The organism is Pedobacter sp. (assembly GCF_035317785.1).
In the GTDB taxonomy this organism is placed as follows: Bacteria; Bacteroidota; Bacteroidia; order Sphingobacteriales; family Sphingobacteriaceae; genus Pedobacter.
The window spans coordinates 1-16,432 of record NZ_DATHGC010000256.1; the positions used below are offsets into that span (position 1 = coordinate 1).

11 protein-coding genes are annotated in these 16,432 nt (G+C 45.7%); 1 reads left to right on the plus strand and 10 read right to left on the minus strand.

Going from position 1 to position 16,432, the window contains the following annotated elements; all coding sequences use genetic code 11:
- The 10 genes from hisD to VK541_RS15995 form a co-directional block, all read right to left on the minus strand.
- Positions 1-908, minus strand: a 908-nt coding sequence (gene hisD / locus VK541_RS15950; protein ID WP_324371305.1) for a histidinol dehydrogenase, incomplete at its 3' end; no start/stop codon positions are given.
- A 10-nt stretch (positions 909-918) separates the two neighbouring features.
- Positions 919-3,078, minus strand: a complete 2,160-nt coding sequence (locus VK541_RS15955; RefSeq protein WP_324371306.1) for a hypothetical protein — start codon at positions 3,076-3,078, stop codon at positions 919-921.
- Positions 3,079-4,293 (minus strand): hypothetical protein, encoded by a 1,215-nt coding sequence (locus VK541_RS15960; protein WP_324371307.1) that lies wholly within the window; start codon positions 4,291-4,293, stop codon positions 3,079-3,081.
- Positions 4,294-4,309: 16 nt separating this feature from the next.
- Complete coding sequence (locus tag VK541_RS15965; RefSeq protein WP_324371309.1) at positions 4,310-5,125, minus strand: glutamine amidotransferase; 816 nt, start codon at positions 5,123-5,125, stop codon at positions 4,310-4,312.
- Positions 5,126-5,147: 22 nt separating this feature from the next.
- On the minus strand, positions 5,148-7,004 hold the full coding sequence (locus VK541_RS15970) for a sodium:solute symporter family transporter (protein ID WP_324371311.1): 1,857 nt from the start codon (positions 7,002-7,004) through the stop codon (positions 5,148-5,150).
- A gap of 58 nt (positions 7,005-7,062) precedes the next feature.
- Entirely contained in the window at positions 7,063-8,874 is a 1,812-nt protein-coding gene (locus tag VK541_RS15975; RefSeq protein WP_324371313.1) for a RagB/SusD family nutrient uptake outer membrane protein, read from the minus strand.
- Between the two features lie 21 nt (positions 8,875-8,895).
- Positions 8,896-12,108 carry a TonB-dependent receptor gene (locus VK541_RS15980; RefSeq protein WP_324371314.1) on the minus strand — a complete coding sequence of 1,071 codons (3,213 nt, stop codon included), beginning with the start codon at positions 12,106-12,108 and terminating at the stop codon, positions 8,896-8,898.
- Between the two features lie 677 nt (positions 12,109-12,785).
- Positions 12,786-13,349, minus strand: a complete 564-nt coding sequence (locus tag VK541_RS15985; RefSeq protein ID WP_324371316.1) for an AraC family transcriptional regulator — start codon at positions 13,347-13,349, stop codon at positions 12,786-12,788.
- Positions 13,346-13,552 carry a heavy-metal-associated domain-containing protein gene (locus tag VK541_RS15990; protein ID WP_324371318.1) on the minus strand — a complete coding sequence of 69 codons (207 nt, stop codon included), beginning with the start codon at positions 13,550-13,552 and terminating at the stop codon, positions 13,346-13,348. The genes VK541_RS15985 and VK541_RS15990 overlap by 4 nt, the downstream gene beginning before the upstream one ends.
- Positions 13,553-13,572: 20 nt before the next feature.
- The gene (locus VK541_RS15995) at positions 13,573-15,831 is read right to left on the minus strand and encodes a heavy metal translocating P-type ATPase (RefSeq protein ID WP_324371320.1); all 2,259 of its coding nucleotides are present in this window, start codon (positions 15,829-15,831) and stop codon (positions 13,573-13,575) included.
- A gap of 148 nt (positions 15,832-15,979) precedes the next feature.
- Here VK541_RS15995 and VK541_RS16000 point away from each other — a divergent pair.
- A partial coding sequence (locus VK541_RS16000; protein ID WP_324371322.1) for an MFS transporter occupies positions 15,980-16,432 on the plus strand: 453 nt, incomplete at its 3' end.

The following is a 16,432-nucleotide window of genomic DNA, read 5'->3' on the forward strand; positions in this document are numbered from 1 at the left end:
GCTACTAAAATGACTGAGCCGTAGTCGCGCCATGCTGGTCCGGCGATATCAGCGGTTGGCAAAACCTTTAGCTGGCGTTCAATCTCTTTCAGGGTCTCCAGGGCCAGCGTTTCGGAACTAGTGATCAGCGCTGCTGGCGACGTGGGCCCGTGTTCTGCCTGCCCCAGCAAATCACAAGCTACCATCTCCGCATCAGCGGTCTCATCCGCAATGACCAGTATTTCTGTCGGCCGGGCAAAGAGATCAATTCCTACACGCCCGTACAGTTGCCGCTTGGCTTCGGCGACATATGCATTTCCCGGCCCCACGACCATGTCTGTTGCCGCAATGGTGTCTGTGCCAATGGCCATCGCACAAACCGCCTGGACCCCGCCAAGGATATAAATCTCATCGGCCCCGGCAAAGTGCATGGCGCATACGGTTGCTTCGGGTATCTTCCCGTTTATAGGGGGCGTACAGGCAATCACGCGTTTGACTCCGGCAACTTTAGCGGTAAGGATGCTCATGTGTGCTGAGGCTACCATCGGATAACGCCCGCCCGGGATGTAACAGCCTACACTGTTGACAGGAATATTTTTATGCCCAAGAAATACTCCTGGTAGTGTCTCAATTTCAATATCTTTTACAGACCCTCTTTGCTGCTCCGCAAAAAACCTGATCTGCTTTTGGGCGAATAGAATGTCGTCTTTTACCTGCTGCGAAGTGCCGTCTACGATTTGCCGTATCTGCGCATCGGACAACCTGAAGCTGGCCGGTGTCCAGCGGTCAAACTCTTCAGCATATTTCCTTACTGCAGCATCTCCATGATCTGTGATCTCCTTAATGATCCGCTCTACTGTTTCTCTGACCCTTTGATCATCGCCTTTTTTATCGGCTTCGCTTTTCCCTTTTTTTATAAATCTTGCCATGTAGATCCTGTTATTTTTGTGGTGCTTTCATCATATTCTCTACTACTGCTTTTCCGGTAGTTTTTAGCGCCGTATTTTTTGTAATGTCCCAGAAGCTTTGCTGCTGCTGGATCTGCACCTGGCTGGTTACGATCCAGCTTTGGATCCATCCGGTGAGGGTGCACCATGCACCCCAGCCGGCATCTGAATTTGATGCCCAGTAATCCCATTTTCCGTAATCAAATGCACGGAACCAGGCACCGTCAAGGTCTTTATGCTTCTCGCTTCGCACCTGTATCCGGACCAGAAAATCAGCCAGCCGGTCTGTCGCATTACTGTATTTTTTATCTCCGGTGACCTTTGCTGCTTCATGCAGGCTAAAGAGCGCAAAATTGTTGGTGTAGAGCATGCATGATATTTCCTGGCCGTTCATGGTAATTAAAGACCCCTCGTCCGAACCATAATCACTGTTGTTTTTCAGCTCCTTAAACATACCCTTGCCTTTTCCCAGTTCTTCTCTTATCGCACCACAATCCACCTGGTTCTTCAGCATATCATTGGCAACAAGGTCGAGCCAGCGACGGTGTTCCTCCGTGTTTTCAAGCCGCAGCAACCAGGCAAGCGGCAATATCATTCTCGCACGCTGGGTTTGCAGGCTGCTTCCCCATTTCCACTTTTCCGGATAATTAGCCATGGTAATGCGGATGGCTTCTTTCGTTTTAGACAATAAGGGTTCATAACCTGTTTTATCATAAAGCCATAAGTACAATGCCCACATCCAGGATTCAAAATGCGGTGATGGATGTATCACGCTCCGGTTATAATAATAGGGCCATCCATTGCGAATGATATCTGCTTCTTCCAGCCGTTCACCACGAAAACCTTCTTTGCCTGTTGTCCTGAAATTTGCCATGATGGCTTCTGCAAGCTCTTTATCCCATTTGGAATTTTTGAGATAGGCGGTGGCAGCTATTGCCCCCAGTATAGCACGTGAATTGTCATCGCCGTAAAAGGTACCTGCATTGGTAGTAGCCCAGCCGATGAGGCCGTATGCCGGGCTGTTTGGATCATTTTTTGGTCCTGCACGCAGGTTTGATGTATGAAACATGTAATCGATCAGCCTGGCCGACCTTGCCTTAAAATCTTCGTTATTGAGCAGCGCGCCCGCAGCAGCCAGCGCCATACTTGCCTCTCCCTGCACGTCGGCCCGCATCCAGTACCGGTACTGCTGGCTGCCGTCATAGTAAATGGTTGAAGTATGGCCTTCCAGTATACCCAAACTGCCATCGCCATTTGGTTTGCTCTGGCTTACCGGCGGGCCAACTGGTTTCAATCCGTCGGAACCGTATTTTAACCAGTGTGCCTTCCATTCGGGGTGCACATAGAACCTTCCCTTGGAAAACCACTCTACGCCCGCTTTAATGCTGTTGAGCCTGGCCGTTTCAGGCAGAGGTTCATTTGGTCCAAAAGCTGGTCTTACATCGCCTTCCCAGTTTTTCAGGTGGATATTTTTGGCACCTGTTACCTGTACTACGATGTAACTGAGCACCTGTCTCACTGATTTTTCAGGACCATAACGACCGGTTTTAAAATTACTGAGTGCAGTTGTGCTGATCAGCACGTTGTCTTTCCTAAAAAATAAGGGATAAGTAGTGGTACTGTCAAGGCCCAGTTCGGCTTTATCTACACCGACAACCTTTGCCAGCACAATTAAGGGGCTATCAACTTTTACAGGCAAGATATGACAGTTGTGGATGCCAAGGAGCGCTAGTCTGGGCAGGCTGCTCCCAAAAATATCAGTTGTGACCACACCACGTTCCAGGTGGGTTTCAAGTGGTTTGCTGCTTAGATCCAGGTTGGGGTAAGCTGCAGGATATTCGATATATACTTTCAATTTTTTAGTACTGAGCTGCTTAAGACTTGTCAGGCTTATAGAATTTTGGGAATCTGCTTCCGGATAAGTTTTCCCGAGCAGCAGCAAGCCCGCATTTGACGGCGCTGCCTTTATGGCCGCAGCGGGAGTAGGATAAGTTTTAAGAACAAAACCATTGTTTTTAAGGTAGATGTACAGGTCATTTTTAATACTGCCGTAATAGTACAGCGTTTTATTTTGTGCGGACACGTTAACCGATAAGGCCGTCAGAAACAGCATCATCAGAATTAAAGCTTTGATATTTTTCATCGTTTTCATTCAATTAGGTTTTGCCAGATCAGTTCCAATCAATCTCATTGTTTCGTTTAAGATACGTCTTTCAGCAACACGCTCGACATAGGACCACCTGCCCGGCCCGGTCTCATAGCCACCTTCCTCAAAAGCGGTTTCTGTTGGCACATATCCGATGCTGTTTTCTGAAAATCCTACAATCATTGCCTGTTCTGTACCGGCATTTCTTTCTATTTCCAGCGCGGTTTCTACAAAGATTTCTCCGGGCAAAAAAACAATAGGCAGGTCTCCAAACGTCAATATATTGATTCTCGCCAATGCGTCTGATGGATTGGTTATACCTGAACCCGGCCTTATTGAAAGCTGAATTTCCCTCTGCTGAAATGTGAATGAACTTACATTCAATTCAGCATATCGTTGTTCTTCTACAATTTCAGCCATGGCAAGCCCATGTTTTTTCGATGACTCCGGACCCATCGATACCGTTGGCGGATTGGTATCGCCGGCTGCACCGTTAAGAAACAGACTTATGCCATTCAGACCGGTTTCATCCAGCGCATTGCACAACTCTCCGGGAAATTCAGCCGATACATGCGGCATGCACATTTCATGTACGGGATGGCAAATGGCTTGTACCAAAGTGGCAATGACCACGCCCTGGTCGCTCGTAAATTTAAGGCTCTTCACCCTCCTGTCTACCGGCTCACGCTCCATAAGGTCCTCGCGAATAGGCTGGATGCTATCAGACATGATGATCCCGTCAGGTGTTTTAATGCGGCGTTGTAAGGAAAAACCATCCAGCACCTCAGAAGCTATGGAAACACTGCAGGGAACAGCCGCATTCAAAGCCTGCTCGATGGCCAGTTTCAGCTTTCGCTGTACGTCTTTCAGCCAATTCTTAAATGCATCGGTCAAATACAGGTCTGTTATGGCTCCTGATTCGGGTGCATTATGTGTATGCGTGCAGCAAAGTATGATTTTACCGGCTTTAACGGACCCGGCAATACCCTCTTTAAATGCATTCCAGCCACCAACCGAAGTATCACTGAGTGCGAGCAGATCAAGCGCCGCTATGGCAACAACCTCAGCACCGGATTTTAGCACCAGTACTCTGGCCTTGAGAGGCGTTCTCATGGATTCAAATGGTTTATATTCACCTCTCACCGATGAAGTAAGCAAACCTACTTCAAAGGGTGGTGTAATGTCTGTAACGGAAGCACCGGCTAATAATATTTGGCTCATTTGTGTGTTTTTTGATTTAATTTTTTTTCTTCACCCAGTTAAGTGACTGCTGCCAGAAGGCATCGTAACTGTCCCACAGTTCGAAATTAATACCCCAGTGTGGTGCCGGATCGGACATATAGGTCAGTACCCTGCCCTTTCCGTACTCGCCCACAACGACCAGTGGATGACCGGTTTCTTTTACACGGACCAATACCCGGCCTTCCGGTTTTGCGGCGACTTCATTGTACCCGAATATCGGCGGAAATTTATCCCATGCCAGTCCCTTTACTGCCGGATGCTCCGGTTCCAGGACCTCGGCAGTAAAGCCAGCTGATGATTCAACCAGGTCTTCGGTAGCCATACACTGGACCGGAAGTGCGTTTGAGAATGAACTCCGCCCCCAGCCTGATTTGCCTAAAGCGCCGCTAAATGACAACCAGCCTCCGAGCATCATCAGGCCGCCGCCATCTTCTATCCAGGTTTTAATAGAGGTCAGCCGGTCTGGAAAGGTGACTACTGTATCTTTACGCTGCGCACGGTCAAAAAAGCTTGGGAAAAGATGGAAGCATTTGGCTTCAACATCGCTGATGATGAGCCCCTTTGACTGATCTAAAATTTCTTCAAGCCGGCCAGGCTGCATTCTGTACAGCTCCCAGTTGGCCATACTGGTCACATCAACCAGCGGATCGATCGCCTGCACCAGGCGTTTCCCATAAAAATGCAGATCGGCATCTTTTGTCTCTGTACCGAATGGCGTTTCAATAAATAAAGGACCCACACTGAAAACCCAGTCACCCAGGTAAAGGACATGTTCGCGGTCAGAATTGATTTCTTTTTTCATTTGTTTCATCTAATAAAATTTATGCGTGTTTTTAAAGGTTTGATTTCTTGATTGAAATGACATGACCTGGTGTTTCTTTTGCATCCGGCTCATCATCAAGCCTGATCTCCAGAAATATGAGGTAGTGTTGTGCCATTTTCCAGAATATAATGAAGAGTACAATGGCAATTGTCAATACAGCAGCACTTGCCAGGTAGCGTGCAAACCAGGCATGTGTGAACCCAAGAATAAACAAGGCAACAGCAACCGCCCCCAATACAGCGATCAGCAAACCTGCAAGGATTGGCCTGACAGATGCTTTGGTACTGGTGCTGCCCAGTTTGCGAAAGGGTCCCCAAAACCCCAGGGGACGTGCCCTGAGGTAAAAGTCTTTGAGCAGCTGCTCCGGATCTGGTTTGGTCACCAGTGCGACAACAACCCAAAGCAAAGTGGTAATCCCCATGACCAGCAAGGTTTGCCAGTACCAGGGAATGATCAGCGCGGAAGCGCCAGATACTCCAGCCAAAACCAGCAATTTCGGTCCGACTACAACCAGGCAGAAAATGGCTGCTCCTCCAAAGGAAGCTGCTACCCTTGCCGGGCCATTGAAACGCCACCACCACCATTGCGCCCAGTTAGCTGGTAGTTCTGCAGCACTTAAAGAGAGCATAAATATGGCCACATCGGTGATAATAAGGACATTAAAGACTACAGCCACAGACAGGGCGAGTATAATGACCATGCCCAGTTTTCCCATATGGAGATAGTGTCCTTCTTTTGCATCGGGAACGAACCAGCGCTTATAGATATCACTGACCAATACCTGGCTGCCAAAATTGAGGTTATCGCCAACAGTTGACATGGTGGCGGCAAGCATGGCCGCGATCATTAAACCCATTGCGCCTGCAGGCAGCAATGCTTTCATTAACTTTCCGTAAACCAGTTCGCGGTCAGCACCAGCTTCCCGAAGTTCAGGCCACATGACCGCCGCGCTTATACTGGGAAGTGTAACCAGTAACAATAAAATAAACATGGATATCGCCGCGACGACATACATGGTTAATGCTTCCGCGGGTGTGCGCGTTGAAAGGATACGCTGACCTTCCATTGCGCCACCCATAGGGGCAGCATCGCCGCCATAGCCGATACTTTGTCCGAAAAGCCATCCGAAAGCCGCAGCCAGGGGAAATATGGCGTGTTTTTCGGGTGGCACTGAACCTAAGATCTCGGTACTTACCGGACCGAATTTGCCGGTAATGGCCTCAACCATGGCTGTTGCTCCGCCAAAGTGCTTCAACGTGAGATAAGCAAGCATCAGCGTTCCGGCAAAAAAGATGATCATCTGTATAAAATTCGAGATCACTACGCCTTTATATCCCGAAGAAAATACGAAGAGCAGAGATATTGGAACAACCAGGAAAAGCGTCTGTATTTTGCTGAGGTCGAATGCCGGGCCCATGATTTTACAGGCAGCTAGGAGTGTGATCCCCGTCCATGCGGGCATCGCAATCAGTGAAGTCCGGATGGCAATCCATAGCCTCATGGCCGCTGCAGAACGTTTTGGGAATCTCAGATCATAAAATTCAAGAGAAGTGAACAGATTGAGCTTTCTCCAAAAGAAAGCAAACAGTACCCCCCCTAAAAATAAAGCCAGTCCAAAGCGGCTTAAATACCACCAGCAGATAAATCCGCCAGTAGCAACGGCCAATCCGCCATACCCGGTCGCCGCATCAGGGCTCACCAAGGCAGAGGTATAGGAAATGCCGTTCAGCCAGCCGGGAATCTTTCTCCCGCCAAGAAAAAAATTGTCCATGCTTTTATTGGCAAAACGGCGGTGCCAGAATCCAATACCCAGCATGAGTAAAATGTATACCGCAACAATCCAAATGTCTAATTGAGCCCAAATCATAATTTCATTTTTATCTACTTAAAAATAAAGCATCTTGCTTGTATCTGTGCATGCTGATTTACCAGTTCAGATTTTGCACCAGTTTAGGATTCTTATTGATCTCAACCTGGGGAATAGGCCACAAATAATGTTTGCTGGGATCGAAGACCCTCTTCTCTAATGGAGTTCTTTTATAGAATGCATCACTTGACATATTGTATCCTGTTGCCTGCACATCCAAACCATAAATGATTGCATTATCTGTAACTTCAGCAATTTTCCATCGGCGGGTATCAAAGAAACGATGCGTCTCAAATGCCAGCTCAATTCTGCGTTCATGCCTGATCCTTTCCCTCATCTGGTCTTTTGACAATCCTGCAGGCAAATTTGGCATTCCTGCCCTGGTCCTGATCAGGTTTACATAGGTATAAACATCTCCTACAGGCCCCTGGGCCTCATTCAATGCCTCAGCATAATTCAGGTATTGCTCTCCCAAGCGGAAGAATATCCAGCTTCTCTGGGGAACAACTCTTGGGGTCCGGCTAAAATCCGGATGGCCGATCTTTTTCAATAAATACCCGGTTTCAGCATAGTGCCCGTTGGCAAGCCTGCCATCAAACCCACCCCTCCAAAATTGTATAGGAGTGCTCCTTGGGTTGGTCGTGCGGGTCCATTTGTATTTTTGTCCGGTGAAGATAATACTTGCATAAAAACGGGGATCACGGTTAACATACATGCCACGGGTGCCAGCTACATAATTACTGGTTGCTGTTGCGGTCTGACCGTCATCCGCATATGTAACGGCATCGGGATTAAGGATAGGCGTATTGTCGGCGTTATAACCCAGGACAGGCTGCACACCCTCTTTTGTCTCATAGGCATCTACGAGGTTTTGTGTGGGGCTGATCAGACCGAAGTCAGCGTCAACAAATCCGCGTGGTTCGGCATAACCATCATCCACGCCCCCGCCTATTATGGCGAATAAAACTTCTTCATTAAAGTTTTTCCAGAATAACTCCTGATAATTCAGTGAGGGATCTGGATTGTTGTTATAAAGTTTGTATCCTGCTGTCAGCGACTGGTCAATACAGGCTTTGGCTGCAGTTGCTGCTGTCTGCCATCTGCTGGCATCTGCATCAGGAAATAATCTTACCCCATCACTTGTAAAATTCGAATAGGTTGGATTGCCGTTCCACAACGGACTGGCCATATACAACAGTGCCCTGGCCTTTAACGCTAAGGCTGTAGCTTTTGACGGCCTTCCCTGGTCTGCCGGATCGGCGACCCTGGGCAGCAATCCTGTTGCAGCTTTATCGCATTCGGCCACTATAAAATCCACACATTTATCAATGGGCTGGCGCCTGAATTTAAGATAGTCCTCATCTAAGCCGACAGTCTTGTCCATAATTGGAACAGGGCCATAAACCCTCATCAATAAAAAGTGATAAAACGCCCTGAGAAAAGTGGCTTCAGCTTTCCATTGGTTTATCCGTTCCTGCGATGCAAATTCGCTTGGAACAAGTTTACTAACGTTTTCCAGAAATACGTTGGCCTTCCTTATCCCGGTATAAAGATCCGTCCATAGACCAGCACCCTCGCTTGAGCTGTTCCAGTTGCCGGCATTCCAGTTATTGGACTGGCTGGCCTCATAGCTCATCTCCATATCATCCGATATACCATTGTAAGGATTTGGGGCCGGGGGATCTACCATAGCACCTTCCTTAGGCATATGAGAATAAACATTGTTTAAATAGCCCCTGGTATGACCAGGGTCCTGGAATATCTGGTCAAGTGTTAAATCCCCGTCAGGAATCTTATCAAGGAAACCCTTTTTACATGAAGCAGTAAAAAGAATTACTGCCAGAAAAAATAAACTTATAATTGATTTCATGATGTTATATTTAGTAGTACATTAAAAATTAACTTCCAGCCCAAAATTGAAATTTCTTGAGACCGGATAAGTTCCTGTTCCAAAGTCAGATTCAGGGTCAATGGCTTTAATTTTATCCCAGGTTGCTAAATTGGTTCCCTGGGCAAATATTCTGATACTGGTCATGGATAATTTTCTGGCAACACCGGCCGGCAACGTATAACCTAACTCTGCATTTCTCAGGCGTAAATATTCGCCGTTCCGGAAAAACACAGTAGAGGTCTGGCTGTTATTTTGGCTCAATGCCCTGACTGCAGGGAATTTTGCGTTTGTATTGTCAGCCCCCGGGACCCATCTCTGATCATACACCATCTGCATTACATTATATTCCCCTTCATTGCTGCGAAACGGAAATGCGGTAAAGCCCTGGGTGAAAAAGAAATCTCTTCTGCCATTTCCCATAAAAAATACGGTCACATCAAAACCTTTATAGGCAACGGTACCGCCAAGCCCGAATACCATTTGAGGTTCTGAGCCATATTTGCCTATGAATACCCGATCCGAAACGTCTATTTTATTATCGCCATTCACATCTCTGTACTTTGTATCGCCGGGACCAACCGTACCAAAGGTCTGTACAGGGCTGCTGCTGATATCTGCCAGGTCTTTAAAAAAGCCTATGGCCTCGTAACCCAGGTTTGCACCTATAGGCTGGCCCCTGAAATCCTGCCATGGGTATTGCGGAGGTGGCTGATCATTCTCCGTTATTTTGTTTTTCGCGAACGTAAACGTTCCGTTAATTGAATAATACAGACCGCCTTTAGTCGTATTTCTAAACTGAAAGCTGCCGTCAATTCCTTTGTTTTCAGTTTCGCCGACATTGGCATAAGGAATAATAGAACTTGGATACCCTACATATGCAGGAACCACCTGACGCCTTAGAAGCTGTCCTTTTCTGCGCTCATGAAATAAATCTGCTGTAAGTGTAATCTTGCCGTTTAGCAGCTCAAGGTCCATACCCAGATCTGTTTTATAAGCTGTTTCCCAGGTAACGTTGGGATTGCCTATAAAATTTTCACTTCTTCCATTTTCGCTGATAACCTGCGGGAAACCAAAAGTATAGCCAGCAGCGCCAAGATTAAATGTTGACTGAAACAGAAACCTCTGCCCAATCTGGTCATTTCCTACTACACCATAATTACCACGTAATTTTAATGTACTCACCACATTCTTATTCCAGAAACGCTCATTCGACACAATCCAGGCTGCTCCTATAGAAGGAAACAATCCATATCTTCTCCCTTTAAGGAAATTTTCCGAGCCTGTATACCCTGCATTCGCTTCCAGCGAATACCTGGAATCGAAATTGTAAGTCAAACGGCCCACCGCATGCTGTCTTCTTTGTGGAAGATTGTCTATTGAACTGCCAGTGTTGACATTCGTATATTCCCTTCTGCTTCCCAAAATCGTTCCCGAAACATTATGCTTACCAAAGCTACGGCTATAATCAATCGAAAACTGACCGTACGCAGTCTTATAATTTTCGTTTTGAAGACTAAGCCCCAATGGGCTTGGCAATTGTACAGGAGTATATACCTTTGTAAAGGGATTATATCTGAAGGTGGCCGGGAATTCCCTGCGCACATTTTGAGTAATATCTACAACATCATAAGTAAGCAATCCACTTACCGACAGGCCCGGGGTTACAGATGCTAAATCCCATTTGGCACTCAAGTTACTGATCAGCGTAGTATAGTATTGCTTCGTATAGCCGGTTTTGGTAACCAGTGAATAAGGATTAATTCTCTGGTCGATATTAGGCCCTGCCGGGGCACTGCCGTCAGGAAGCGTTTTCGCGCTGGTAATCGGACTGTATAATTTTAATTGGGTAAAAATCGAATTCTTATCCGGACCAGGGAAATTGGCACCTTTTATAATTCCGGATAAACCCAGCGCAATTGTAAACTTCTTTGTTAAATTAACATCTATGTTTGATCTGAAATTATACTGCTTTATTGCGGCGTTAGTTTCGTATTTACTATCAGGGTCTTCCTTATACATGCCCTCCAGTAAACTATAACCCAGATTAATATAATACCTGACAGATTCCGAACCACCCGACACGCCTAAGTTGTTTGTTAGTTGTTTTGTGTTTTTTCTGAAGACTTCATCATACCAGTTTACATTTGGGTACGCGTACGGATCTGAACCGTTTTTAAACTGTTCAAGTTGTTCAGCAGTATACACCGGCTGTACAGATGGTAAGTTTGGATCAATACCGGCCATGGCTTTCATATTTAGTCTGTTCTCATTGATCAATGAAGCATATTCGTAACCGTCAATATTATCCTCTAACCTAAATGGCGTAACTATAGCTGCTTCTGTCCTGAAAGTGACTTTTGGCTTGCCAACAGTTCCTTTTTTGGTGGTGATCAAAACCACACCATTGGCACCCCTGCTGCCATAAACAGCTGTAGAGGTGGCATCTTTTAATACAGAAAAAGACTCTATTTCCTGTATGTTCATGTTAGTCCAGTAACCATTAAGTTCACGCTCCGCCCCATCAACGATAATTAAAGGTGCATTTGATCCGCTTTGTGAAACCAATCCGCGGATAAATATTTTGGCAGCATCGTAGCCCGGCTCTCCCGAAGTCTGACGGGTAACGACACCGGAAAGTCTGCCGGCAATGGCATTGGTTAAAGAAGGTGTGGAATATTTTTGAACCTCCTTAACGCTGACAGATGAAACAGCACCAACCATTGTAATTTTTTTTTGGGTACCAAAGCCTACAATCTGGACTTCGTTCAGTTTCTGATTTTCCTCATCAGACTCCAGCTTAATGGTCATAGTTCTATTACTTCCCACAAAAACCGTCCGACTTTTGTAACCAACAAAACTCACAGTAATTGAATCTTGTTCTGTTGGAATTTCCAGTATGAATTTGCCATTGATATCAGTGGTAGCGCCGTTTTTACTCCCTTTTAGCACAACAGTAGCACCGGGCAATGTTTGGTCTTTCTCATCCACAACTGTCCCATGAAGTACAAAAGATGCACTATTTATTATTGGACTATAAGTATTCCCGTTTTCATAAAAATTTGTTGCCGCCATCACGGATGCCGGCGCCGTGCAGCAAATGAAGAGCAACAGGAATGCGGGGCTCATGCAGGCCAGGGAAACCCGGTCAAAGTTTCCGTTTAGCAGCTTTCTGACGACAAAGTCAGGAAGCCTGAATTTTGTAAAAAAATGCATAGAATAATGGTTTTAAGGTTTAGGTTATATTAGTGGTTTTATTTTATTCAATCATTTCCCATAAGTCTCAATAATTCCCTTTCATTCCTCCTCTGTTTACTTTTATGAGTTACATCTATAATGCATACGTATTCAAATATTATTAAAAAAATGCACCTTTCCCTTGGCACCCTCCCGCTATTCATCAGACTCCCCTATTCACACCATCAACCGCTTCAATTATTGATTCCTTCCATTCTATAAATGGAAATGACGACATTTTCATCGTGTCATATACAATTTTTACCGATCCACCAATTTACTTCGGTGCGTTGATCTTGTAATAATGATTACGTATTCATATAGAACAAATTTAATTATATATTTTAAATAACCAAATAAATCTTACATTCAGCCGGATATTTTTAATTAAAACCTGGTGATTTTAAAATCTCAATAGATACTTTAATCACAAATATCTATACAACAATACATTATAAAGAAAACCAGCCAACAGAATGTTCCGGTTTAATTTGATTATGATACATGATATTTGAGTGATTTAGTAAAGAAAAATGGATTCAAAAGATTTGAATTCGCATTCACAAATATAAAAATCAAAAAAAACACCATTGATCCCGAAGGTAATAGTGCCCTTTTACTGTATGGAGGAACCATGAGAAGAACGGAGTACGTGTTTAAACCCTGTCCAAAGGCTTTCTGTTTTGATCGGTCGCAGACTTGTATTTGCTGGGCGACATACCGGTTATGGTTTTAAACTGTGCAGACAGGTGCGCGCTGCTGCTGTAACCCATTTTATAAGAGATCTCATTGAGGTTGAGCTCTCCGTATTCCAGCAGCTCCTTCACTTTTTCTATCTTCTGCTGGATGATGTAGCGCTCTATCGTGATCCCTTCCCCATCTGAAAACAACCTGCTCAGGTAAGTATATTCCCTGTTCAGTCTGTCTGCAATGATGTGCATCAGGCTCTGTTTGATCTCATTCAGATCTGAATAATGTACCAGATTGATCACTTCGTTTTTGACCTGCTCTATGAGCTGGTCTTTTTCTTTATCGATCAGCTCAAAGCCCAGTACTTGCAGCGCGGATCCAATATCCTGCAATTGTGCGGAATCGGGCTCCGGTTCCACTTCAACCTTCCCCAGTGAAATATCTTTTACTGAAAAACCGAAATTATTCAGCTGCTGGTCTACAATCATGATGCAGCGGTCGCAAACCATATTTTTTACATAAAGGATCATATTTTCTCTGCCTTATATCCTGCGGTATCCAGCATTGCTACTACTTCTTTAGGATTTACCGCTTCTTCTGTTTCTATACTCAGTACCTTGTCAGGATTGTCAATATCCACGCTCCATTTGTCGCTGATCTTGTCTAAATATGGTGTCACCGTAGCTATACAGCCACCGCATTTTATATTCGTTTTGAATTGAATTGTGTGCATATCTGTTTAAATTTAATAATTTATGAATTAAGTTTTGCTAATTTCAGACGCAGGCTATTGCTTACTACAGACACTGAGCTGAGTGCCATTGCCGCTCCTGCAATCATCGGGTTCAATAAAAACCCGTTGAACGGATATAATACTCCTGCCGCAATCGGTATACCAATCAAATTATAGACAAATGCCCAGAACAAATTTTGCCTGATGGCCTTCACCGTAAGCCTCGACAACTGCAGGGCTTTTGGCACCTGCTGGAGGTCAGAGGAGATCAGGGTGATCTTTGCCACATCAATGGCAATGTCTGATCCTTTACCCATAGCTATCGACACATCGGCCTGAGCAAGCGCCTGACTGTCGTTGATGCCGTCGCCCACCATAGCTACTACCTTTCCTGCCTGCTGAAGATTTTTGATGAATGCTGCTTTATCCGAAGGAAGCACTTCTGCCTGATAATGGTCTATGCACGCCTGCTTTGCTACAGCCGCCGCTGTCTGCTCATTATCTCCGGTCAGCATGTATACAGCAATCCCCAGTTTTTTAAATTCTGTCACCGCACGTGGTGATCCTTCTTTGACCTGGTCGGCAATAGCCACCACGGCCAGCACTTTGGTGTCATCGGCAAAGTAAATGACTGTTTGTGCCTGTTCCTGCAATATTTTAGCCTGTTCCAGCAATCCTTTAGCTTCATCCTGCAGTCCGCTGGTTATAAGCTGATTCTTAACTGCCTTATGGCTTCCTGCTATATATTTTTTACCGTTATAGATACCGCTCACCCCCATCCCGGTTAGACTTTCGAAATCCGTAATGTCAACCGGTTTTACGTTCTTCGCTTTCAATTCATTATAAATTGCCTCGGCCAGCGGGTGCTCAGAACTTTGCTCTAACGCGGCAAATATTTGTTCCGGCAGACCGTTTTCTTCGCTCAGGTCTTTGTACCAGTGAATGGCAGTAACAACTGGTTTTCCGGCAGTTATGGTTCCTGTTTTATCCAATACTATCGCATTTACCTTATAGCCCAGCTCGAGTGCTTCCGCATCTTTTATCAGGATCCCTGACTCGGCGCCCTTACCTATGCCCACCATGATGGCAGTTGGCGTAGCCAAACCCAGTGCACACGGGCAGGCGATGACCAGCACGGTAACCATAGCGAGCAATCCTTGTGTAAAGGCATGCTGGCCCCCAACCAGCATCCAGATGCCCAGCGTGATTACAGCAATAAACATAACCACCGGCACAAATATACCTGCGACTTTGTCAACCAGCTTTTGCACAGGGGCTTTCGAACCCTGGGCGTCCTGCACCATTTGAATGATCTGTGCCAGCATGGTTTCACTGCCTACCTTTTCCGCAGTAAAGCGGAAGCTGCCTTTTTGATTGATGGTACCTGCAAATACTTTGCTGCCTTGTTCTTTCAGTACCGCTACAGGTTCCCCGCTGAGCATGCTCTCATCTACGTAAGAGCTTCCTTCGTAAAGGGTGCCGTCTACCGGGATCTTCTCTCCTGACCTGACCAGGAGCTTATCTCCTTTCTGCACGTCGGCTACAGGAATCTCCTGCTCTCCTTTTTCAGTAATCAGCAGCACAGTTTTAGGCTGTAGACCAATAAGTTTCTTTATGGCACCTGAAGTATTTGATTTGGCGTTTTCCTCAAGCAGTTTGCCCAGCATGATGAACACGATGACCACCGCAGCGGCCTCAAAATAGACATGAGGATGCAGTCCCCTGCTGTGCCAGAACTCCGGATAAATCGTATTGAACACACTGAATATAAAGGCGATACCGGTGCTCAGGGCGACCAGCGTATCCATATTGGCTTTGCCATGTCCCGCCTGTTTCCAGGCATTGATGAAGAAACTCTTGCCAAAATAGAAGACCACGGGTGCAGTAAGCACAAGCATCATGTAGTTTACATTGGGCAGATCCATGAAAAACATGCCGGTTATCACTACAGGTATGGTTAATATGGCAGCGGCAATGGTTCTCTTTTTTAACGCTTTATAATGATAAGCCTGTGCTTCTTCCTGTTTTTCATTGCCTTTTTCCGTGTCCGTATCGGTGATCAGATCATATCCGATCGACTGTACCGCTTTTTGGAATTTAGCAGGGCTGGTCACTGCAGGGTCGTAGCTTACTTTTACTTTTTGGGTGGCATAGTTTACTTCGGCTTGCGCTACTCCTTCCTGCGCGGAGATCATAGATTCTACACTTACCGCACAGGCTGCACAGCTCATACCCAGTACGGGCAGCGATAAGGTATTTATATTTTTTACTTCGGCCATGCTGTTTTATATTTAACACTACAAATGTACGGCAGGCTTGTTCTTGGGCGCTTATATAATCCAGTTTTAAACTTATATAATTTGGATAAATGACCTTTTAATGATCTCTACTTTAGCCGCTCTAGTCCTATATTTGTGCCAGCAAACCATGACTAAAAAAAGATACTTCTTCCTCATCCTTATTCTGGGCTCTCTTACTGCTTTAAGTCCTTTTTCCATTGACATGTACCTGCCCGGGTTTAAAGCCATAGCGCAGGACCTGGGTACTACAGAAAGCAAAGTAGCCTGGTCGCTGTCCAGTTTTTTCATCGGCATATCCGGCGGGCAATTGCTTTATGGTCCTTTACTGGATCGTTTTGGCAGGAAAAAACCTTTGTATATCGGTCTGTTGGTCTATATCATATCTTCTATCCTCTGCGCTTTCGTGACTGATGTCGATACTTTTATTGGCCTCAGATTTATACAGGCCATCGGCAGCTGTGCTGCAGGTGTGGCCTCGATCACCATGGTCAGGGATTTGTTTCCTGTAGAAGACAACGCTAAAGTATTTGCCTTGCTGATGCTCGTTTTAGGTGCTTCACCTATGGTGGCGCCCACACTG

Coding starts and splice junctions, on each gene's coding strand:
- VK541_RS15975 (WP_324371313.1), bottom strand. CDS start 8,874: ATGAAATCAATTATAAGTTTATTTTTTCTGGCAGTAATTCTTTTTACT.
- VK541_RS15995 (WP_324371320.1), bottom strand. CDS start 15,831: ATGGCCGAAGTAAAAAATATAAATACCTTATCGCTGCCCGTACTGGGT.
- VK541_RS15955 (WP_324371306.1), bottom strand. CDS start 3,078: ATGAAAACGATGAAAAATATCAAAGCTTTAATTCTGATGATGCTGTTT.
- VK541_RS15965 (WP_324371309.1), bottom strand. CDS start 5,125: ATGAAACAAATGAAAAAAGAAATCAATTCTGACCGCGAACATGTCCTT.
- VK541_RS15960 (WP_324371307.1), bottom strand. CDS start 4,293: ATGAGCCAAATATTATTAGCCGGTGCTTCCGTTACAGACATTACACCA.
- VK541_RS15985 (WP_324371316.1), bottom strand. CDS start 13,349: ATGATCCTTTATGTAAAAAATATGGTTTGCGACCGCTGCATCATGATT.
- VK541_RS15970 (WP_324371311.1), bottom strand. CDS start 7,004: ATGATTTGGGCTCAATTAGACATTTGGATTGTTGCGGTATACATTTTA.
- VK541_RS15990 (WP_324371318.1), bottom strand. CDS start 13,552: ATGCACACAATTCAATTCAAAACGAATATAAAATGCGGTGGCTGTATA.
- VK541_RS15980 (WP_324371314.1), bottom strand. CDS start 12,108: ATGCATTTTTTTACAAAATTCAGGCTTCCTGACTTTGTCGTCAGAAAG.